14 protein-coding genes and 2 pseudogenes are annotated in these 21,218 nt (G+C 65.3%); 10 read left to right on the top strand and 6 right to left on the bottom strand.

Going from position 1 to position 21,218, the window contains the following annotated elements; all coding sequences use genetic code 11:
• Positions 1-5: 5 nt before the first annotated feature.
• The 8 genes from ACPOLB_RS00115 (at position 6) to ACPOLB_RS00150 (ending at position 11,245) form a co-directional block, all read left to right on the top strand.
• A complete protein-coding gene (locus ACPOLB_RS00115) occupies positions 6-998 on the top strand; it encodes a relaxase/mobilization nuclease domain-containing protein (RefSeq protein WP_425259241.1) in 993 nt (330 codons plus the stop codon).
• Positions 999-1,287: 289 nt separating this feature from the next.
• Positions 1,288-1,581, top strand: coding sequence for a DUF1778 domain-containing protein (locus ACPOLB_RS00120; protein ID WP_425259242.1), 294 nt, complete (start codon positions 1,288-1,290; stop codon positions 1,579-1,581).
• Between the two features lie 3 nt (positions 1,582-1,584).
• Complete coding sequence (locus ACPOLB_RS00125) at positions 1,585-2,100, top strand: GNAT family N-acetyltransferase (protein WP_425259243.1); 516 nt, start codon at positions 1,585-1,587, stop codon at positions 2,098-2,100.
• A 7-nt stretch (positions 2,101-2,107) separates the two neighbouring features.
• Positions 2,108-5,614 (top strand): type I restriction-modification system endonuclease, encoded by a 3,507-nt coding sequence (hsdR, locus tag ACPOLB_RS00130; protein WP_425259244.1) that lies wholly within the window; start codon positions 2,108-2,110, stop codon positions 5,612-5,614.
• Positions 5,615-5,662: 48 nt separating this feature from the next.
• Entirely contained in the window at positions 5,663-7,120 is a 1,458-nt protein-coding gene (locus tag ACPOLB_RS00135) for an N-6 DNA methylase (protein WP_425259245.1), read from the top strand.
• Entirely contained in the window at positions 7,117-8,487 is a 1,371-nt protein-coding gene (locus ACPOLB_RS00140) for a restriction endonuclease subunit S (RefSeq protein WP_425259246.1), read from the top strand. The genes ACPOLB_RS00135 and ACPOLB_RS00140 overlap by 4 nt, the downstream gene beginning before the upstream one ends.
• Positions 8,484-10,157 (top strand): AAA family ATPase, encoded by a 1,674-nt coding sequence (locus ACPOLB_RS00145; protein ID WP_425259247.1) that lies wholly within the window; start codon positions 8,484-8,486, stop codon positions 10,155-10,157. Before ACPOLB_RS00140 ends, ACPOLB_RS00145 begins: the two co-directional genes overlap by 4 nt.
• Positions 10,157-11,245, top strand: coding sequence for a hypothetical protein (locus tag ACPOLB_RS00150; RefSeq protein ID WP_425259248.1), 1,089 nt, complete (start codon positions 10,157-10,159; stop codon positions 11,243-11,245). The genes ACPOLB_RS00145 and ACPOLB_RS00150 overlap by 1 nt, the downstream gene beginning before the upstream one ends.
• A 466-nt stretch (positions 11,246-11,711) precedes the next feature.
• Here ACPOLB_RS00150 and ACPOLB_RS00155 read toward each other — a convergent pair.
• From ACPOLB_RS00155 to ACPOLB_RS00170, 4 genes and pseudogenes are all read right to left on the bottom strand, one after another.
• Positions 11,712-11,867: pseudogene (locus tag ACPOLB_RS00155) on the bottom strand (transposase domain-containing protein); the annotation flags it as partial.
• Between the two features lie 607 nt (positions 11,868-12,474).
• A pseudogene (locus ACPOLB_RS00160) lies at positions 12,475-13,365 on the bottom strand (aminotransferase class IV).
• Positions 13,366-13,387: 22 nt separating this feature from the next.
• Complete coding sequence (locus ACPOLB_RS00165; RefSeq protein ID WP_425259249.1) at positions 13,388-14,827, bottom strand: N-acyl-D-amino-acid deacylase family protein; 1,440 nt, start codon at positions 14,825-14,827, stop codon at positions 13,388-13,390.
• A complete protein-coding gene (locus ACPOLB_RS00170) occupies positions 14,824-15,816 on the bottom strand; it encodes a Bug family tripartite tricarboxylate transporter substrate binding protein (RefSeq protein ID WP_425259250.1) in 993 nt (330 codons plus the stop codon). The genes ACPOLB_RS00165 and ACPOLB_RS00170 overlap by 4 nt, the downstream gene beginning before the upstream one ends.
• 108 nt (positions 15,817-15,924) lie before the next feature.
• On the opposite strand from ACPOLB_RS00170, the gene ACPOLB_RS00175 reads away from it, so the two are divergent.
• On the top strand, positions 15,925-16,887 hold the full coding sequence (locus ACPOLB_RS00175; protein ID WP_425259251.1) for a LysR substrate-binding domain-containing protein: 963 nt from the start codon (positions 15,925-15,927) through the stop codon (positions 16,885-16,887).
• A 220-nt stretch (positions 16,888-17,107) separates the two neighbouring features.
• On the opposite strand, the gene ACPOLB_RS00180 is transcribed toward ACPOLB_RS00175, so the two are convergent.
• Together ACPOLB_RS00180 and ACPOLB_RS00185 are read right to left on the bottom strand one after the other, a co-directional pair.
• The gene (locus ACPOLB_RS00180) at positions 17,108-17,356 is read right to left on the bottom strand and encodes a TraU family protein (RefSeq protein ID WP_425259253.1); all 249 of its coding nucleotides are present in this window, start codon (positions 17,354-17,356) and stop codon (positions 17,108-17,110) included.
• Positions 17,357-17,392: 36 nt separating this feature from the next.
• Entirely contained in the window at positions 17,393-17,833 is a 441-nt protein-coding gene (locus ACPOLB_RS00185) for a Ku protein (RefSeq protein ID WP_425259254.1), read from the bottom strand.
• Between the two features lie 587 nt (positions 17,834-18,420).
• On the opposite strand from ACPOLB_RS00185, the gene ACPOLB_RS00190 reads away from it, so the two are divergent.
• Entirely contained in the window at positions 18,421-21,174 is a 2,754-nt protein-coding gene (locus tag ACPOLB_RS00190) for an ATP-binding protein (RefSeq protein WP_425259255.1), read from the top strand.
• The last annotated feature ends 44 nt before the right edge of the window (positions 21,175-21,218 follow it).

Genomic DNA, 21,218 nt, shown 5'->3' on the forward strand with positions numbered 1-21,218 from the left:
CTGCCATGCCCAGCAACGTCGATGTCCTGCTCGTGCAATGGGGCGACCGGCTGTTCTACCCGTCGAACCGGATGAAAGCGTCCCGCACGCCTGTGCTGACGGAGGCAGCCATTCGGCAGCGCGCCCAAGCCTTGCGGCATCGCATCCGCGCGACGGTCGCGCGCCGCGCGCCGCAAGTGATGGTCAAGGTCACCGGCGGCGGGCGTGGCATGGGTGCCATTGCGGCGCACCTGCGCTACATCGCGAAGGCTGGTCGACTGCCCATCGAGGATGACCGCGGTGCCGTGCGGGAGGGCAAGGAGGCTTTGCGCGCGATTGCCGATCAATGGCGATTGGGCGGCACCCGCATCCCGGAGGTCAGCGAGCGCCGAGAGGCCTTCAACATCATGCTGTCCATGCCGGCCGGCACCGATGCCCTTGCGCTGCGGCGCGCGGCGCGAGAGTTCGCGAAGGCCGAACTGGCGAACCACCGCTACGTGATGGTCCAGCACACGCACCAGGCCAACCCGCATGTGCACATCAGCGTGCGCGCGGAGGGGCGCGACGGCTCGCGTCTGAACCCGCGCAAGGCAGACTTGCGTCGGTGGCGCGAAACCTTCGCTGAGCGGCTGCGGGGTTTGGGAATCGAGGCCGAGGCGTCTTCGCAGGCGGTTCGAGGTTCGCGGCACCACGATGAAAGGGTGTGGTCGAAAAAGAGAATGCAGGGCAGGGGCTCGGCGGCCGTCGACAAGCAGAAGCCGCCCCGTATGTCGCCAAGCCACCGACGCGCTGGCGAGGCTTGGGTTCGGATCGCGCAGGCGCTGGCGGCTTCGCCGGAGCCGACGGACCGCGACCTCAGCGGCGCGATCCTGCGCTACGTCCGTGACATGCCGGTGGTCCGCGCCGGGATGGCGCGGTCGGCTGCGCAGAAGGAGCTGCCAGGCATAACGCGTTCACCAGGCCCGAGGGTGACGCCGACTCCGACTCCGACTCGGAAGGGGCCAGAAATGGAACGGTAGGCCAGTCCGAAGGGAGGGTGTCCTCGCCGCCGGACGGGCTCGGGGACTGGCCGCTCAAGAGCCGCCAGCCCGACGGCCGAGCGTCGGCGCCCGGCGCACCGCGTCAAGGGTGCGCTGGCGCCGGGCTTCGCCCGCCCTTGACCCGGCCCGCCGCGCGAAGGCTGAAGGCGTTATGGCCGCTGCGTATGCAAAAAAGCAGCGTCGAGCGCTTGATTTCGCATACGCCATGGGCGCATCATCGCTTGCCACGTACGGACACTTGCCGTACATTGGACGCAGAGAGCCCATCATGACCAACCAAGACACCCCCGACACCACGCGCGACGCCCGGCTTGAAGCCCGTGTGTCCGCAGCGCAGAAAGGCCTGCTCCAACAAGCGGCGGCGCTTTCCGGCCGCACGCTCAGCGAGTTCGTCGTCGCCAGCGCGCAGGACGCCGCGCGTCGGGTGATTGCCGAACACGAGTCGATCCGCCTGTCGCGCGAAGAGCAACTGGCCTTCGTGCAAGCCCTGCTGAACCCGCCGGAGCCGAACGCGCGCCTCAAGCGCGCAGCCAAGGCCTACCGCCAACGCACCGGCGCATAGCCGGTGACCTTGACCAGTATCACTGTCGAGCCCCTGGGTCGACAGCACGACCGAACGGCCTTCCAGTGCGGCGCGGAGGCGCTCGACCGCTATCTCAAGCAACAGGCCCGGCAAGACGCGGACAAGCGCGTGGCCGCGCCGTTTGTCGCAGTGAGTCCACCGAATGCACGTGTCCTCGGCTATTACACGCTATCGGCCTCGGTGCTGACCCTCGCCGACCTGCCTGACGACCTGACCCGCAAGCTGCCGCGCTATCCGCAGCTTCCCGTCACCTTGCTGGGCCGGCTGGCCGTCGATCAGTCCACCAAGGGCCAGGGGCTTGGGGAACACCTGCTCCTCGATGCCTTGCACCGCAGCCTGGCCCATGCCGATCAAATCGCAGCGATGGCGGTGGTAGTCGATGCCAAGGACGAAGCTGCCGCGGCCTTTTATCGGCACTACGGCTTCCTCACCCTGCAGGCCCAACCGAGCCGGTTGTTCGTGCCCATGGGCACGGTCGCTCAATTGCTCGGCAGGTGATACGCATATGGCGCATACACCTAGTGAACGACCCGGCAACTTCGGATTCCTCGCCGAGCACGCGCCGCTTCTGGCCGATCTCGGAGCAACAGCCGAGAGACTGTTTCCCTTCGACCCAGCCAGCTGCGTGCTCAAGCTGCGCCTACTGGCGGAGTCGCTGACGCAAGAAGTCGCTTCCCGAATCGGTCTGCGCCTCCAACAGCCAACCCAGGCCGAACTGCTGCGCGCCGTAGACCAGCGCCTGGGCCTGGACGCCCAGGTGCGCCAGATGTTCCATCTGCTGCGAGTTCGCGGCAATGAAGCCGCGCACCAGGCGGCCCACGGCATTGGGTACCGCGAAGGAATTGAAGCGCTAAAGGTCGCCCGTGAAGTCGCATTGTGGTTCCACCGCAGTTTCGGATCGGAGCCGGACTTCAAGTCGGGCCCGTTCATCCTGCCCGACGATCCCAGCCAGAAACTGGTCCAGTTGCAGCAGCAAGTGGCCGCCCTGGCGAAGGATCTCCAACAGGCTCAAACGGAACAGGCCGCCAAGGAGCAACTGGCGACGCTGCTCGCAGCACAGGCCGAGCAAGAGCGCGAGCTGGCGACACGCGCGAGCGAAGAGCGCAGCATCTACGAAAGCCTGGCTGATGAGGCCAGCACCCGGTACGCCGCGCTGAAGGCGGAGTTCGACGCGAAGCTGCACGCCGTTGCTGCCCAGGCCGCAACAGCATCTGCACAAGAGGTTCAGCGCTTCTCGCAGCGCGCCTTCCGGGCGGCGCAGCAGGTCACGATGGACGAAGCCGCCACCCGCCTGCTGATCGACCAGATGCTCCGTGATGCAGGGTGGGAGGCCGACACCAACGCCCTCACGCACGCCAACGGCACGCGCCCGGATCACCAGCGCAAGCTGGCCATTGCCGAGTGGCCAACGGAAGGTAAGCAGAGTGCCGACTACGTGCTCTTTGCCGGCCTGTCTCCACTGGCCGCTGTGGAAGCAAAGCGCCTGAACATCAACGTCGCCGGCAAGATCGGCCAGGCAGAGCGTTACGCCCGCGGCTTTGGCCTCAACGCCGAGCATGAGCCAGCCTGGGTGGCCGAAGGCCGAGGAGTGCCTTGGCCCGACGGCCAGGGCGGCAGTTTCAAGTTGCCGTTTGCTTATTCGTGCAATGGCCGGCCTCTGATCAAGCAGAGCCCTGAGGCCAGTGGCACGTGGTTCCGCGATGTGCGCCAAGCCTCCAATCTGGCCAAGCCGCTGCAGGGATTCCACTCGCCTGACGGCTTGCTGGACCACTTGCGTCGCAGCAGGGCCGATGCCGAGGCGCGGTTGCAGCACGAGGGATTTGCCTATCTCGGGCTGCGCGACTACCAGCAGAAGGCCATTGCAGCGGTCGAATCGGCACTGGCAGCCGGTCAGACGAACTGCCTGCTGGCCATGGCCACTGGCACGGGTAAGACACGCACCATCATCGGGCTGATCTACCGATTGCTTAAGGCCGAGCGATTCCGCCGCATTCTGTTCCTGGTGGACCGCACAGCCCTGGGCGACCAGGCTCTGGATGTCTTCAATGAAGCACCGCTGGAGCAAAGCCAGCCATTGTCCAAGATCTACAACATCGCCGAACTGGGCGACATGGCTGCAGAGGCGGAGACGCGTGTGCAAGTGGCGACCGTCCAGGCCATGGTCAAGCGCATCTTCGCCAGCGACAGCCCGCCACAAGTAGACGCATTCGACTGCGTGATCGTGGACGAAGCACACCGCGGCTACACGCTGGACCAGGACATGACCGAGGGCGAGCTCGCCCTGCGCGACCAGGCCCAGTACCTGTCCACCTATCGCCGTGTGCTGGACTACTTCGATGCTGTCAAGGTAGGCCTGACGGCCACGCCAGCGCGTCACACCACAGAAATCTTCGGCCGCCCTGTCTACACCTATTCGTACCGCGAGGCCGTTGCCGACGACTGGCTCATCGACCATGAACCGCCCATCCGCTACCAGACCCTGCTCAGCCAGCACGGCATTCATTTCGACAGCGGCCAGCAGGTGGAAGCCATCAACTTGAGCACCGGCGAGATCGAGTCGGCCGAACTCGAAGACGAGCTGCACTTCGAACTGGAAAGCTTCAACAAGCGCGTCATCAGCGAAGACTTCAACCGCGTCATCTGCGAACAGTTGGCGCAAGAACTGGACCCGATGGGCGAAGAGAAGACCATGATCTTCTGCGTCACCGACGCCCATGCCGACATGGTGAAACGCCTGCTGGGCGATGCGTTCAAGGCCGTGCACGGCGAACACTACAACCAGTCTGCGGTGGAGAAGATCACCGGCGCTTCCGACAAGGTGGACCAGCTCATCCGTCGCTACAAGAATGAGCGCTACCCCAGCATCGCCATCACGGTGGACCTGCTCACCACCGGCATCGACGTGCCGCCCATCTGCCACCTGGTGTTCATGCGCCGCGTGAGATCGCGCATCCTGTACGAGCAGATGATCGGCCGCGCCACGCGTCGCTGCGACGAGATCGGCAAGACCGTCTTCAAGATCTACGACCCGGTGGACCTGTACGCGACGCTGCAGGCCGTCAACACAATGCAGCCACTGGTGAAGGACCCCAAGGTCACGCTGGAACAACTGCTCGATGAGCTGAACAACCCGGCCGCGTTCGAGGCGCCCGGCAGTGCGCCGGACCGCAGCCACGCGCACGACGTGCTGGACCAGTTGAACCAGAAGCTCATGCGCGTGCTGCGCGACGCCGCCCACAAGGCCGAGAAGCACCCGGCCTTGCGGGCGCGCCTGGACGCACTGGAGCAGCAATGGGGCGTGGCGCCCCAGAATCTGCACCGCCACTTGCACGAGCTGGGCCGAGAAGGCGGCCCACAGGCCGCCGCTGACTATTTGCGCCACAACACCCGGCTTCTGCTGCAGTTGGCCGAGGTACAGCAGTTGCTCGGCACGGCGTACATGCCCGTCATCTCGCAGCACGCCGACGAGTTGCGCGAACGCACCCAGAGCTGGGGCCAATACACCAAGCCCCAGGACTATCTGGACAGCTTCAGCCACTTCGTGCGAGCGCAGCTCAATCAGTCGGCCGCCATCGCCACCGTGGTAAACCGCCCGCGCGACCTCACGCGCGAGCAGCTCAAAGAAGTTCGCCTGTTGCTCGATGGGGCCGGCTACTCCGAGGCCAACCTCAAGGCCGCCTGGCGCAAGCAGAGCAACCAGGACATTGCCGCTGGCGTCATTGCCTACATCCGCCAGGCCGCATTGGGCGAGGCGCTGCTGCCGTTCGATCAGCGCGTGGCCCGCGCCATGCAGACGCTGTTCGCCCAGCATGCCTGGACACCGCTACAGCGCAAGTGGCTGGATCGCCTGGCCAAACAACTCACCCACGAAATCGTCATCGACCACGGCTTCGTCAACACCGCGTTTGCCAACGACGGCGGTGCCAAGCACTTGGACAAGCTGCTGGGTGGCCAGCTCGAACAAGTGATGAACACCCTGGCCGACGGCCTGTGGCCCCAAGCCGCCGCCTGACCATCGGCCCCAAGCTCCACCATCGGGCACGACACAAGAAGACCAAACATGACCACCCAAGACATCGTCCAAAAGCTCTGGAACCTGTGCGACGTGCTGCGCGACGACGGCATCAACTACAGCGACTACGTGACCGAACTGGTGTTGCTGCTCTTCATCAAGATGGAGCACGAGAACACCGAAAGCGGTTTGCTGCAGAACCACAAGCTGCCGCCTTATGCGCGCTGGCCTGAGCTGCGAGACAAGAGCGGCCTGAGCCTGCTGCGCCACTACCGCGAAACGCTGCTGAAGCTTTCCACCAGCGACGACAAACTGATTGCCGCCATCTACGCTGACGCACAGACCAGCCTGAAAGAGCCGCGGCATTTGGAGCAACTGGTGAAGAGCCTGGACGGAATTGACTGGTTCAGCGCCCGGCAGGACGGCCTGGGCGACCTGTACGAAGGCTTGCTGGAGAAGAACGCCAGCGAAACCAAGAGCGGCGCCGGCCAATACTTCACGCCACGCCCGCTGATCGATGCCATCGTCAAGGTGATCCGGCCCCAGCCCGGTGAGACCGTGCAAGACCCTGCCGCAGGTACTGCCGGCTTCCTGATCGCAGCAGACCGCTACATCAAGGACCATACGAACGATCTGTACGACCTTCCAGAGCGGCAGATCAAGTTCCAGCGCAATCATGCCTTCCTGGGCATGGAGCTGGTGCCCGGCACTCGGCGCTTGGCGCTGATGAACTGCCTGCTTCACGGGATGGAAGGTGACGATGAAGGTGTGGTGCACGTGGGCAACACGCTGGGCAGTGCCGGCAGCGCGCTGCCCAAGAGCCACATCATTCTGAGCAACCCACCTTTCGGCACCGCCAAGGGTGGCGGCGGCCCCACGCGCGACGACCTCACCTTTGCGACTGGCAACAAGCAGTTGGCTTTCCTGCAGCACATCGTGCGCCACTTGCGCGACGGTGGGCGTGCGGCCGTGGTGCTGCCCGACAACGTGCTGTTCGAGGGCGGCGTAGGCGCCGACATTCGTCGCGACCTGATGGAGAAGTGCCGGCTGCACACGCTGCTGCGCCTGCCCACAGGCATCTTCTACGCCCAGGGCGTCAAGACCAACGTGCTGTTCTTCGAGAAAGTCAGCCAGGCCGCCACCGGCAGCACGCAAGAGGTTTGGGTGTATGACATGCGCGCAAACGCGCCGAAGTTCGGCAAGCGTACGCCGCTGACCGACGCGCACTTCACGGACTTCATCGCCGCGTATGGCGACGATCCCAACGGCAAAGGCACCCGACAGGACCAAGGCGTGCCAGGGCGTTTCCGCAGCTTCAGCCGCGACTGGATCGCCAGCGAGAAAGGCGACAGTCTGGACATTGCCTGGCTCAAGGACGATAGCGCTGAGGACGCCGCTGACCTGCCCGAGCCGGTCGTGCTGGCGCGGGAGGCGGTGGAGGAGTTGAACGGGGCGCTGGCGGAGTTTGAGGCGATCTTGGCGGAGTTGGGGGAGATCGCGGAATGAGCGGACTTCCGAAGGGGTGGGTACCAACCACCATTTCAGAACTCGCAGGTACATCAGGCATCTTTGTTGATGGTGACTGGGTGGAGAGCAAAGACCAAGACCCAAACGGCAACATTCGGCTCCTGCAACTGGCGGACATTGGCGATGGCGCGTTCGTAGACAAGTCTGATCGTTGGATCAATGACGATGCTTTCACGAGGCTTCGCTGCACCGAGCTTGCCACTGGCGATGTTCTGATTGCTCGCATGCCCGATCCACTGGGTCGTGCGTGCCTGATGCCAGCGCTTGAGCAACGCTGCGTCACCGTGGTGGACGTTGCTGCGTTACGCGTTGACCCACTCTTGGCCAACAACCGTTGGGCAATGCACACCATCAATGCTCCACAACTGCGAGCAGAGATTGATGCGCAGGCATCGGGAACAACGCGTAAGCGAATCTCTAGAGGCAACCTTGGAAACCTGCAAGTGCCGCTTCCTCCCGAGGCCGAGCAGAAGCGCATCGCCAACAAACTCGACACCGTCCTCACCCGCGTAAACGCCGTCAATACGCGCTTAGCCCGCGTCGCCTCCATGCTCAAACGCTTCCGCCAGTCCGTCCTGGCCGCCGCCACCGTGGGGCGCTTGACGGACGATTGGAGACGTAATGAAGCGCCGGCGTGGAGCGAACTATGCTTTTCAGACGTTGTGCTTGAGTCCTCTACCGGGCTTGTTCGCTCAGCGACAGATCAAGCCCCAATGCGCGATGGTTTGACTCCTTACCTGAAGATGAATTCAATCGGTGAGATGTGGGGTTATCAGTGCAATGACCTCCCAGGGGTTCACTGTTCTACTGAGGAATTTAACCGCTACGAGCTGAAAAATGGGGACTGGTTATTCAATACGCGGAACAGTGTTGAGCTCGTAGGCAAGTCATGCGTTTGGAATGGCCCGGCGGGTGTCGTCTTCAACAACAACTTGCTGCGGGTTCGGTTCAAGGCGGCCATTAACCCCAATTGGGTGGAGATTTACTTTCGTTCCCCAATCGGGCGCAACCTTCTCAATGCTGTTAAGTCTGCGACGACGAGTGTTGCAGCCATCTATCAGCGCTCTTTGATGGAATTGCCATTGAAGTTGCCGCCAGAGCGAGAACAGACCGAGATCGTCCGCCGGGTTGAAACGCTATTGGCCTTTGCCGACCGAATCGAAGGCCGTCTGCAGACAGCGCAGACTGGCGCTGAGCGCCTGGCCCCAGCCCTTCTGGCAAAGGCCTTCCGCGGCGAGCTGGTGCCGCAAGACCCGAACGATGAACCCGCCAGCGAGTTGCTGCGCCGCTCACAGGCAGATCGACCTGCGAGCAAGTCCACGCAAGGCAGAAGGGCCGCCGCGTGAGACTGCTGTCGATCGAACTCTTCGGCGAATACAAGGGCTTGAAGAATCAAGCTTTTGACTTCTCTGCCGCTGGTGGCGATGTCGTTGTACTGATTGGCATGAATGGCTCTGGCAAGTCTCAGGTGATGGAACTCATCGCCGAGGTCTTCACCTATTTGGAGCGGAGGCAGCGCTCAGACTTTCGCGTGAGAGAGCCTCTGGGGTATGAATTCCGGGTCGAGTACCAGCTGGCGTCGGCGCTGTTTCAGGGAAGCCGCCGCTATGTGGTGGACTCTCGCAATGGACTTCAGATCGAGGTCCACGAAACTGCTCCTGATCCTGCGGCGGATCCGCAAACCCCGCCCGACGCGTGGCATCCGGTCCAGGGTGTCGCTGGGTTGGACGACGTTCTCCTGCCGCGACTCGTGGGATACGCCTCCGGCCTCTCCGAGAACCTGCAACGTCCTTTCATGAGGAACGCGCTTCAGTTTCATGACGTGATCCGCGTGCGATCCAGGCTCAAGGAAGAGCTCGCCCGGCCTCATGTGGACGAACGCGCAACGATTGAAATCAACCAAAGGTACTTGGCCCGGCACCGCGGAGTATTCAGCGCGGAGAGCGACGTCGACGGCCCCGAGCTGTTCCGCCTGAGGGAGGCCGACACCGTTGCACCCAGGAGCCTGTTCCTCGACTACGACTGCGCGGCCTTGCTCATCGCGCTCTTGGGCATGTTGCCGGTTGGCGACCGCAATGCCATCTGGCAGGAGATTCCGTTTCGCCACCCAGCGCGCGCCGTCTTTCGGTTTGATCTTCGAGGCCAGGCCACTGCCGGTGACAACGCACGCGACATCCAAAGGCTGATTGACTTGGCCGGGCCCGACAGGGTGGCGCCACTCTCGGCCAGGGCATCGGAGGAGCAGTTCGATCTCTTCCAGTTGGAATACCTCGCTGGCGACATCGAACTGGACTTCACCGACCCGCAGGTCATCGGGCGTATCGAGGGTAGCGGGCGTGATCCGAGCCAGTGGTTCTCAGCGCTCTACAAGCTACAGCTCCTGGGTGTGGGAGCCTGGCCGGGCGACGTCAAGAAGTCGCTGCGGCGGGACGGCTTCCAGGGGCATGTGAAGAAGCCGCTCAAGGGGAAACTGCCACTGTCAGTGCAAGCACTTTGGATGTCCGACGGACGAAGCCAGGCAGCGCTCGACGACCTGAGCGATGGTGAGATTCAACTGCTGCTCACGCTCGGGGCGGTGAGGTTGTTCGGCGACAACGAGACTCTGTTTCTCTATGACGAACCCGAGACCCATCTCAACCCCAGCTGGCGAACGCGCTTTCACTTGGACTTCGAGCGGGCCAACGAGGCACATGGATCTGCACAGGCCTTGGTGTCATCGCACTCCCCGTTTCTCGTTTCGTCGCTGCCGCGCCAGGCGATTTTTCACTTCAAGAAGATCGATCGGGTGACGTCGATGGACATGCCTGACAGCGAGACGTTCGGCGCCTCGTTCGAATTGCTGATCAAGAGGCACTTCGACTTGAAGGCGGCGATCTCCGAAACGGCCATCCAGGAGATCCGAGGGAAGTTGGCAGACAACAGCCTTAGCACGGGCGACAAGCTCGCCTGGCTGGAATCATCGGTGGGCGACTCGGTCGAACGCACGTACCTGATTAACAAGCTGAGGGCCGAGTAGTGCTGTTTGCCATCAGGCCGGCCCTGGAGCCGTCAAGGGTGTTTGACGGCTTGAACCGATTGCTTCGAGAGGTGATGCTGGCCGCGCTGGAGGGGCGGGCCGTCGACCCGAACGTGCTGCCTATGGGCTTGCACGCAGCCGTCGATGGCAATCAGGCGACCCGGGAGGCTGTCACAACATTGCGGGCGGCGTTGGTCGGGCTGGACCAAGGACGGAAGACCGCACTCCGAGACGAGCTCCTGCTCAACCGGGAGCCATGTAGTTTCTTGACCGATCGCGCTCTGCCGGTGCCGACCATCCCCGACGTTGTCTTCTCCCACCTGAAGACGCTATCAGTTCATCTCTACGAGCGGACCGCGAAGCTCGTCGGCGTGGAGGCGGCCTGCGGTGAGTGCATCGACGATCACTGCGCTCGTTTTCGCGCGCCGGCGGAACCGGGAAACGGCAACGTATGCTGTGTCTGCGGCACGGATTCCTTGGCTCAGATCCGGGCGGGCGTCGACGACAACGAGCAATGGCGCGGTCCGTACGACCACTTGCTGGCGAAGGACGACTACCCGCTTTTTGGTGTCCATCCGGGGAACCTGCTGCCGATCTGCCATACGTGCAACTCCAAGGCCAAGTTGGCGAAGGACTTGCTGCACAAGAATGGCCTGCGCCGCCTCAGCTTCTCGCCATGGACCGAGTCCGCCTTGCCGGCAGAGATTCTGGTCACGATCGACGACACCGACGTTTTCCCGCGCGTAGTAGTCGAACTCCAAAGCGGCACTGCGGATCGGCAGGAGAAGCTGGACACTTGGAACGAGGTCTACAAGATCAAGGAGCGGGTGGAAGGCGAGTTCCTTGCGCTGCGCGAGAAGGTTGGCGAGGACGTGACAGCAGTCGACGAAGCAGGTTTCCTGGCGGGTCTAGAACAGCGGGCGCTGGCCAAGGCTGCCGCTTCCAGGGTGAGTCCCTTCAACTACTGGCGCGCGCGGGTTTATCGCGCAGTGCAGACCATGGACCACGCAAGCCGCGACGCGCTCCGCCAGGCCATTCAACAGTCCACACCGTCGGCCCAAGCCATGGAGAACCTGTTTTTCAGCTGAGCGGGAAGCGTGGGGGAACCATCACGTATTTTTCTGCCGTCGAGCGGCCCTTCCTCACCCAGCAACGCCTGTTCGCAGGAAGGGTAGCGAACGGGGCCACGGATGGGGCCACGGTCGATCTCCGGTCGTAGCAGGCCCGCATGAATGCTCGCTCAGCGCCCGATTGGGAAGTGATGATCGAACATGTGACGTGGCCCCGGGGCGTCTGCGGGCGCCCCAGATGGTCTCGATAGAAGCCCCAGCTCGTTGATTCGACTGGGGTTTTTTTGTCTTTTCGGGTCTCGGTCCGCTTCTTGACATCGCCGCGAGACGGGGCCACCTTCGGGGTCACTGGGACGTCGGTGGCCCCGCTTGGTGGCCCCACATGCGACGCATCAACTACGTCCCGCAGCCCGCGACGATGGACAACACGAAGCCGAAGGACAGTAGGCGTCCGGCGAACCCATCTTGACGACGGGCGCTGAGGTCAGGCTGACGTGTGCAGCTGCCAGTGTTGCGAAAGGATCTCTTCGATCCGGTTGGCGGGCTGCGTTGGAAGCCACTCGAGGACGTCACGCAGGTAGGCGTCAGGGTCGATACCGTTGAGCTTGGCCGAGTGGATCAGGCACATGACTGCAGCGGCAGGCTAGCGCTCGATCGCCACGGTTCAAGACGGGTTCGCCGGACGCCAACGAAGGACAAGCGCTACGACCTGACTGATGGCGGCGGCGGCTTGGTGCTGGAGGTCATGGCGTCGGGCTCGAAGACCTGGCCCTTGGAGTACCACCTAAACGGCAAGCGATAGAAGGTGACGCCTAGCACTTACTCTGCCTTCGCGATCAAGCAAGCCCGAGACCGGCTCCACGAACCACTTGCGCCGGTCGAGCGCGGCCAGTGCCCTGCAGGCTCCTCGGGAGGATGACGGCACCAGAGTGCGCTGGGCCCCTCTGCACAGCAGATCGGGAGGCTGCACTGCCGGTACGTAGGCGCTCGACGTCCGGCACGACCAGCGACCTCGTCGGCGCCCAGACCAGTCATCGGGCCACCGCAGGGTCGATGTGCCGTCGGCGGCCAACCCTCCTGAGCGCGCGCTCGACAACCACGGCCAATGGGGAGACGGTCTTGCGGGCGTTGTGACAGCCGCAGTGGCGCGCCGACGGCGCCAGGGTGCTCCGCGCCACGCCGCTGACGGCGCGGCAGTGCAGGGACGGCTGGTGGCCTGCGCACACCCGCAGCAGCCGGGGCGTCGATCACTGCACGCCGGCGGTCTGCTGCTTGACCACCTGGTACCGCGCGAATAGCGCGGCATACACCGGACCCGGCCTGCCGCACGCGGCGGGCACGCCCACCGGCATACCGTCGATCTTCGTCACAGCCAGCACTTCCTTGGTCGCCGAACTGAGGAGCACCTCGTCGGCCGCACGGACCTCCTGCTCGGCGACAGGACGCAGCCGGTAGGGAATGCCGCAGTCCTCGCACAACTGGCGCAGCAAGTCCATGCGCACCCCCTCCAGCACGTGCCGGCTCTTCGGCGGCCCGATCAGGCTGCCTTCCCGCACGATCCAGACGTTGCTCGCCGCGGCCTCTGTCAGCCAGCCGTCTCGGAAGAGGATCGTTTACGCGGCGCCTGCATCGGCGGAGATCTGGCGCGCCAGCACCGCACCGAGCAGGCTGGTGCTCTTGATGTCGCCGCGCGCCCAGCGAAAGTCCGGCGCTGTCACGCACGCCACCCCATCGCGGCGCTGTGCAGCGGTGGGTGGTTGCAGCGGGGTCGCCATCATGAAGACGGTGGGGGACAGGCCCGCAGGCATCTGGTGATCGCGCGGTGCGACTCCCCGGGTCACCTGCAGATACACGCACTGATCGAGCGCGCCGGTGTGCGCAGCGACGCTGGCCACCAGGCGGTGCATCAGCCCGATCCACTGCGCGCGCGGAAAGGGATTGGGAATGCGAACGCTGGCCAGGCTGCGCTCGAGCCGGTCCAGGTGTTCGGTGCATCGGAACAAGCGTTGCTCGTAGGCCGGCACGACTTCGTACACCCCGTCGCCGAAGATGAAGCCGCGGTCGAGAACCGACACGTTGGCATCGGAGATGGGCAGCAGCCGGCCGTTCAGGTAGCACAGGGGGGAGGTCAAGTACAAGTCTCCGGTCGCTCATTCGATGTCAACTTGCCCGCAGCACCGTTCCAGCGCGCAGTCCGGTCGGGCTGCCCCCCTGCCAGGCAAGGACGCCGTTGACCCAGACCGCGAAGATGCCCTCGGCCGGCTGCGCCGGGAGGGCGTAGGTGGCCCGGTCCGCGATGCGGTCGGCGTCGAACAGCACGAGATCGGCAGCTGCTCCGGGTGCGACGACGCCACGATCTGCCAGCCCCCAGCGCGCAGCCGTCAGACCGCTCATGCGGTGGACCGCCGTCTCCAGCGGCAGGCCGCCGCTGCGTGCCCAGGCGAGCATGCGCGCGAAGCTGCCCCACAGGCGGGGATGCGGCACGGGATCCCAGGGCAGGCCGTCGGAGCCGATCATCGTCTCGGAATCGGCGAGGATGCGCTCCACGTCTGCCTCGTGCATCGAGAAGTAGATCGCGCGCGCCGGCGCGAGTCGCCGGGCCGCGCTCGCCGGCGGCAGGCCCCAGTCACGCGCGATGTCGTGGAGGTCGCGCCCTGCCTGGCCCGGCTCGGCTGCGGAGTGCGTGACGAGCACACGCGCGGCAATCGCAAGCCGGTCGGCATCGAGCACGGTCGACGAGGCGGCGTAGGGGTAGCAGTCCTGGCAGACCTGCTGGCTCAGGCGTGCCAACCGCAGGCGGTGCAGCGTCTCGGCCGACCGTCCATGGTTGCGCGCCCCCGTCAGCTTGTGGTGCGAGATCACGGTCCTGACCTGCAAGCGCACACCGATGCCCAGCGCTTCGTCGAGAGCCGACAGCACGCTGTCTCCCTCGTCGCGCAAGTGCACGCTCAGCACGCGGCTGCTTCCCGCCATCGCAGCGCAAACCTCGACGATCTCGTCCGTATCCGCGGCGCGCGCCGGGGCGTAGAAGACGCCAGTGGACACGCCGAAGGCACCGGCGTCGAGCGCCTCGGCCACATGGTGCGCCATCGCGCGCCGCTCGCGAGCCGTTGCGGGCCGCGCCAGGTCGGTCATCTCGCGCACACGCAGGGTGGTGTGGCCCACGAGCGCCGCGACGTTGACCGCCGGCTGCGCGGCGTCGAGCGCATCCAGGTAGTCCGCGAACCGCGCATGACGGAAGGCGCCATCGCCCAGCAGATCCAGCGGCGCTGGAACACGGCTTGCAACCAGGGGCGCTGCGCTCAGGCCGCAATGCCCGACGATCACGGTCGTCACGCCCTGCGACAGCTTGGGATGCAGCCGCTCCGCGTCGAACGCGGCCGCATCGTCGTGCGCATGCGCGTCGATGAAGCCCGGGGCGATCGTCAGCCCGCGCGCATCGACGATCCGAGCGGCGCACCGTTTGCCGAGGTCGCCCACCGCGACGATGCGGCCCCCACCGATCGCCACGTCGGCACGGCGCGCAGGCGCGCCGGTTCCGTCGACCAGAGTGCCGCCGCGCACCAGCACATCGGCGGCGGGTGCCCGTGCGTCGTTCACTGGGGTTTCAGACCAGCCACGCGGATGACCTCCCGCCAGCGGGCAACCTCCGTGTCGATCTGCGACGCGAACTGCCCTGGCGTCGTCGGGCTCGGCGTCGCGCCGGCATCGGCCAGGCGTGCGGACACGGCGGGGTCGGACAGCACGCGCGCTACCGCCGAATTCAGGCGAGACGTGACGTCGGCAGGCATGCCGGCAGGACCCAGCAGTCCGTACCAGGCGCTCACGTCGAAGCCGGGCATGCCGCCCTCGGTGAACGTTGGCAGCGCCGGCAGGGCCGGGCTGCGCTGGGCACCGGTGATCGCGAGGGGGCGGATGTGGCTGGCGCGGATCATCGCCAGCGACGACGGAAAGTTGTCGAACGTGGCCTGCACGAGACCCGCCGCGAGATCGGTGAGTGCCGGTGCGGAACCCTTGTAGGGCACGCTGACCATGGTCGCGCCGATGCGCTGCAGGAACCAGGTCATGCCGAGGTCACCGATGCCGCCGGCACCGGCGTTGCCGTACGACAACCTGCCCGGATGAGCACGCAGGTGGGCGATGAATTCGTCCAGTGTTCGCGCCGGCACGGAAGGGTGGACGGACAGCGCCATCGCACTGGCTGCAAGGTTGCTCACAGGTGTGAAGTCGCGCCGGGCGTCGTACGGCATCCTGGCGGTCAGGTTGGGCAACGTGCCATGGGTGCTGACGGTGGCCACGCCGAGGGTGTAGCCGTCGGGCGCAGCACGCGCGACCTGTCCGATGCCGATCAGGCCGGCCGCGCCGCCGCGGTTGTCCACGACCACCTGCCGGCCCAGTTCGGCTCCGAGCGCCTGGGCGACGATGCGGCCGACGATGTCGGTCGGTCCACCGGCTGCAAACGGCACGATCAGCGTGAGAGGCCTGTCCGGGTAGGTCGCCGCGCGGGCGGGTCCGAGTGCGGGCAGCGCAAGCAGGCTGGCACCGGCCTGGAGCCAGCGGCGGCGCGAAGAGGTGACAGGAAAGCGCATGCGGCATACCTCCGGTGTTCGAGAAGGGATGACAGGACGAGGAGATTCTTTTCTGGTGGCCGTGTCGAAGACAATCGAGTCCTTCTCCTGCTTGCATGCGGAAATCTCATGAATGAACGCCGTCTGTTGCGCCTGCCCTCGACGCAGGCGCTGGCCTGCTTCGAAGCTGCCGAGCGACTGGGCTCCCTGACCCGCGCCGCCGCGGAACTGCACCTCACGCAAGGGGCGGTCAGCAGACAGATCCAGGCGCTGGAGAGCCGCGTCGGAACGCGCCTGGTGACGCGTGGTCGCCATGCACTCGCACTGACACCCGCCGGCCGCACGTACCTGGCCGACGTGCGGCCGCTGCTGCAGCGACTGGAGCGCTCGACCGCGGACCTGGCGTCGCACGGTGGGCTGGGCGGCCGGCTGCGCCTGTCGGTGGCGTCGACCTTCGCGAGCCACTGGCTGATCCCGCGATTGCCATCCTTCACCGCGGAGCATCCCGACATCACGCTGGACCTGGCCACGCGCATCGGTCCGGTCGACTTCGAGCGCGTCGATGCCGATGCGGCGATCACCTTCATCGATGCACCACAGCCACCCGCGACGGGTGTGCACCTGGTGCCGCTACGCCTGCGGCCCTACGCATCGCGCCCTGTCGCGCGCAGCCTGCCGCGCGGCGCCGGGGCGCCGTGGCTGGAACGGGCGGCGTTGCTCGTGAACACCTCGACTCCCGACGGCTGGTCGTCCTGGGCTGCCGCAGCAGGCGTCGATGGAGCACGCCGGGCCCAGTTGCGCGCCGGGCCGCGCTACGACCTGCTGTCGATGGCATTGAACGCCGCGCTTGCCGGCATCGGCATCGCCTTGTTGCCTCCCTTTCTTGCGGCACCGTCCGTGGCGAACCGTCGGCTCGTCGCACTGTCCGCCTTGGCGTGGCAACCTGCCAAGGGCTACCACCTGACCTACCCGGTCCACCACGCCGAGCTGCCCGCGCTACTTCGGTTCCGGGTCTGGGTGCTTGCTCAAGCGTCGGCCGGCGCAGACGCGCCGCTGTCGTCTGCCGCGCGTGCACAGGCGGTGGCGGGCTGATTGCCTGGTGAGCAACCGGCCGGCGCGCAGTGGCGCCGCCCCAATATCTTGACCCGGAGCCGCGGACCGTACATGCCCTGGGCGCGCCCGCCGGCCGGCGCCGGGCAGCACCGGCCATCCTTCCGGTTCAGCGTAGCCCCGGCTGTGGAGATGGCTGCGGGTTGCGTGACTCGGCGGGCGCGCAATCGGGCCCGCACAGGCTTGGCCGGCCACGCCGGCCTCAGACCAGCAGCGCGCGGTGCACACTGGCGGTCAGCTGCTGCGCGATGACGGCCGCCGTTCGCACGCCGCCCATGTGGTGGGGCACGTGTCCATCGAAGGGGTAGCTGCCGCTCTGGAACCCAGCGCACCAGACCATCTCGGCGCTGCCGAAACCCGCCGTCGCGAGCACGCAATCCGCCGCGCACGCCGCCACCGCGACCGGGTTGGCGAACAGCACGGCCTCGGGGCAACGGATGGTGTTGAGCACCAGGGCGCCACCGTACGGGATCAGCGCGGCGAGGCGTTACTTGGTGTGCATGACCACGCGCGCGATGCCGATGACACCGGCCTCGAACATCGACGCGCGGAGCAGGGCGTAGGCCTTGTTCCCATTTCCGATGGCCTCCAGGTGGCGAGGCGTCTCCAGAAGCGTGAACGGAATCCCGCTGGCCTTGACGAATGACTCGATCTCGATGGTCTGGGTCGACTTCGGGTACGCGGCCTTGATCTGGTTCTCGCTCAGGACCACGTGGTCGCCACCGTCCTGCTTGATGCCCTTGACGATGTCGTCGGACTGGATCTCAGTGCCGGTGCGCTTGTTGACGCGCTTGTAGCCCACCGGGTCCATCGACCGCTGGTCGAGCCAGTCGAAGCCGATGCCGATCTTCAGCGAGGCCTGGTAAAGGGCCACAGGCACATGCATCAGGCCGAAGTTGATGGCGCCGTTCCAGATGACACGGGGCATGGATGCTCCTTCGTCGGCGCAGTGCCGCAAGTGGGTGGGTGGTCATCAAGGCGCGGGTGGCGAATCACGCTGGGGGCGATCGCCATTTCGCAGTTCGGACCGCCCTTGACGATTCGGACGAGCCCCACCGGCACGTCACGCTGGTCGCCGACCATGAAGGTCCAGCGGCTCGGGCTGAACGGATGTGCCACATTGGGGCAGTTCCTCCAGGCAGGCCAGCTTCCGGTGCGGATCGAGGTGCACCGCGTGCGGCGTGCCGGCCAGCGCTTGGGAGCCGCGCGACAGGCCCTGGGGTGATCGTGCGCAACACAGGGCTGCACCAGCACATTGGAGTTCTGGGCAGATCGAGCGGGGTCCGACAGGTGTCTAGCCGGTGAGGAGGCCTTGTGCTGGACCACCAAAGATTGGTGCTCTCGGGCGCCACCTTTCTCGCCTGGGAGCTCGGGACGACACTCGTGCGCGAACCTGGGTGTAGGCACACAGGCTCACGGATTGCATACTCCATCACTCCATACCGCGGCACATGGGCGCTGGCAATCCGCATGCGTCGGTTCCTTGGTATCGAGTGCGACGCCGCCCCGCTCTCTATGAACCACAGGATCCTGTCCTTTGGAAACTTCGAGCTGCGCCCCGCTGAGAGGGTGCTGATGGAAGGCGACCGGCCGGTGCCGCTTGGCAACCGTGCGTTGGACATTCTCACGCTGCTGGTCGCCCGCGCCGGTCAGGTGATTGGCAAGGATGAACTGATTGCGGGCGTCTGGCCGAGCAGCGTGGTGGAGGAGGCGACGCTCCGCGTTCACATTGCCTCGCTGCGCCGATGTCTGCGCGACGGGCGCTCGGGGCATCGGTTTATCGTCAACGTCACCGGCCGCGGATACAGCTTCGTCGCTCCGGTCAAGGAACTGCATTGTGCTGAATCACTGCTCTCAGCGCCATCGACCGCACCGACATCGTCATCGGCGCGGGCACTATCCGGTCTGCCGTTTCCGCTGCCGGTTGATCACTTGCTCGGCAGAGACGAGTCGGTTGCCGCGCTGCTTGCCAAGATCCTGCTTCGCCGGTTCGTGACGGTGGTCGGCGCAGGAGGTGTCGGAAAGACCGCATTGGCGCTGCATGCCGCATCGGTGTTGTCGGCGGATCTGGAGCATGTTGTCTACGTTGATCTGGCACCGGTGCAGCAACCGGCGCTGGTGCCCAGCGTGCTGGCTTCGGCACTCGGCATCACAGCACTCCAGGACGACCCTAGCGGCGAGGTGGCCGATTGCCTCGCGTCGTGTCGGGTTCTCCTGATCCTGGACAGTTGCGAACGTGTGCTCGACGCCGTCGCCCAGTTGAGCGAACGGGTCTTTCCCCAAGCGCCGGGCCTGCACATTCTGGCCACGAGCCGCGAGCCTTTGCTCTGCGCGGGCGAGCACATCACACGACTTGGTCCGCTGGATGTGCCGTCGGGCAACGGTCCAATCAGTGCTGCCCAGGCTGCGGCGTCGCCCGCCGTACAGCTTTTCCTCGAACGTGCGGGCGAAGTCTCGGACAACGTTCGCCTTGACGATGAGAGTGCTGCACATATTGTCGCCATCTGTCGCTACTTGGACGGAGTGCCGTTGGCGATCGAACTGGCGGCCGCTCAGGTCGGTGCACTTGGACTGCAGGGGCTGCAGTGCAGGTTACACGATCGGCTCTGCCTGCACATGACCAGCGGCCGGGACGGGGTGCATGCGCGACACCAGACACTCTATGCGACGATGGAATGGAGCTACGGCCTGCTCTCGGCACCACAGCAGCTGGTATTCCGGCGTGTCAGCGCGTTTGTCGGGCGCTTTTCGCTGCCGTCGTTGTTGGCGGTTGTTTGCGGGGAGGACCTTGGCGCTGCCGAGGCCGCCTTCGTGGTTGCAGACTTGGTCGACAAGTCGCTGCTGGTGGCCGAAGTGAGCGGCGAGGTTGTCTTGTATCGCCTGCTGGATACGACGCGCGCCTTTGCGCGCGAAAGGCTTGCGGAAGCAGGCGAGACAGTCGATATCTCGCGTCGCCACGTGCGGCTTTGCCATCAGACCTTTGAGGGCGCTGCACGCGATATCGACCGCATGAGCCCCGCCGAGTGGCTGTCGCGCTATGCAGCATGGCTGGGCGATGTGCGCGCTGCGCTGGACTGGACATTCGAATCTCCTGGTGAGGAGCGTCAGGGTGCGTTGCTGACTGTTGTGACCGCGCCTTTGTGGGATCGACTGATGCTGTTGCGTGAGAACCAGGCCAACATCGAACGCGCGCTGATCGCTCCGGCGGTTGCGCGCGACGATGCACTCACCAGGTCATTGTTCGCAGCGTTGGGTGCTACGGTCAGCCAGGCTAACCTGGCTAGCCCGAAGCGGGCGATTGTGTGGTCGCGCGTGCTGGCAATGGCCGAGCGTTGCGGCGACTTGCCGCAGCAGCTTCAATCATTGTGGGGGTTGTGGGTCACCGAACTCAACATGGGCCACTTTCAGGTGGCTCTCGGTCTGGCCAGGCGCTTCCGCCTTGCAGCCGAGAACACTGCCGTGCCGAACGACGTCTTTGTCGGAGACCGCATGGTGGCCCACTCGCTGCACCTGACGGGTGACCAGATCGGAGCGCGTCGACACATCGAGCGCATGCTTGCCGGCTACGAGCCGACGGAGCGCCCGACGCACGTCTTTCGGTACCAGTTTGACCAACTCGTCATCGGCCTCATCACGCTGGCCATGGTGCAGTGGGTAGACGGGGAGCAAGATGCGGCCATCGCCACCATCGAGAAGAACGTGAGCGACGCGCTGCGGGTAGGGCACGCGCTGTCGTTGTGCAACGCACTCATCAAGTCCTGCTGCCCCGTGGCACTGCTCAGCGGGCGCATCGATCTGGCGCAGCGCTATGTCGATCTGCTCGTCGAGCACACAACGGCACCGCCCTTGTTCATGTGGCAACCGTTCGGACGCTGCTATCAGGGGCTGCTGCAGCTTGCCAGGGGCGAACTCGACGCTGGGCGTGTGATGGTGCGACATGCGCTCGCTGAGATGCCGCACGCACGCTTCGCCGTGCCGCAAAGTTGGGTGAATTCGGTGCTGGCCCTGGCGGACGCTGAGTGCGGTGCCGTGGAACTGGGCATGGCGACGATCGATCAGACCATCGATCAGGCCCGACGCGACCACGAACTCTGGTGCCTTCCGGAGCTCTTGCGGGTGCGGGGTGAGGTGTTGCGTGTACGCGGTGAAGGGGTTGCCGCACGGGCCGCCGTTCAGCAGGCCCTGGCGCTGGCTCGCAAACAAGGAGCGCATGGTTGGACGCGCCGCGCCGAGATCAGTCTTCGTGCCTTCGCGCACAGATCCCGCTAGTCCTGATGTCCACCGGAGACCCGCAGCTCCGGTCCAGAATCTAC

Origin of the sequence: Rubrivivax soli (genome assembly GCF_049810355.1) — a bacterium.
Lineage (GTDB): Bacteria > Pseudomonadota > Gammaproteobacteria > Burkholderiales > Burkholderiaceae_C > Rubrivivax.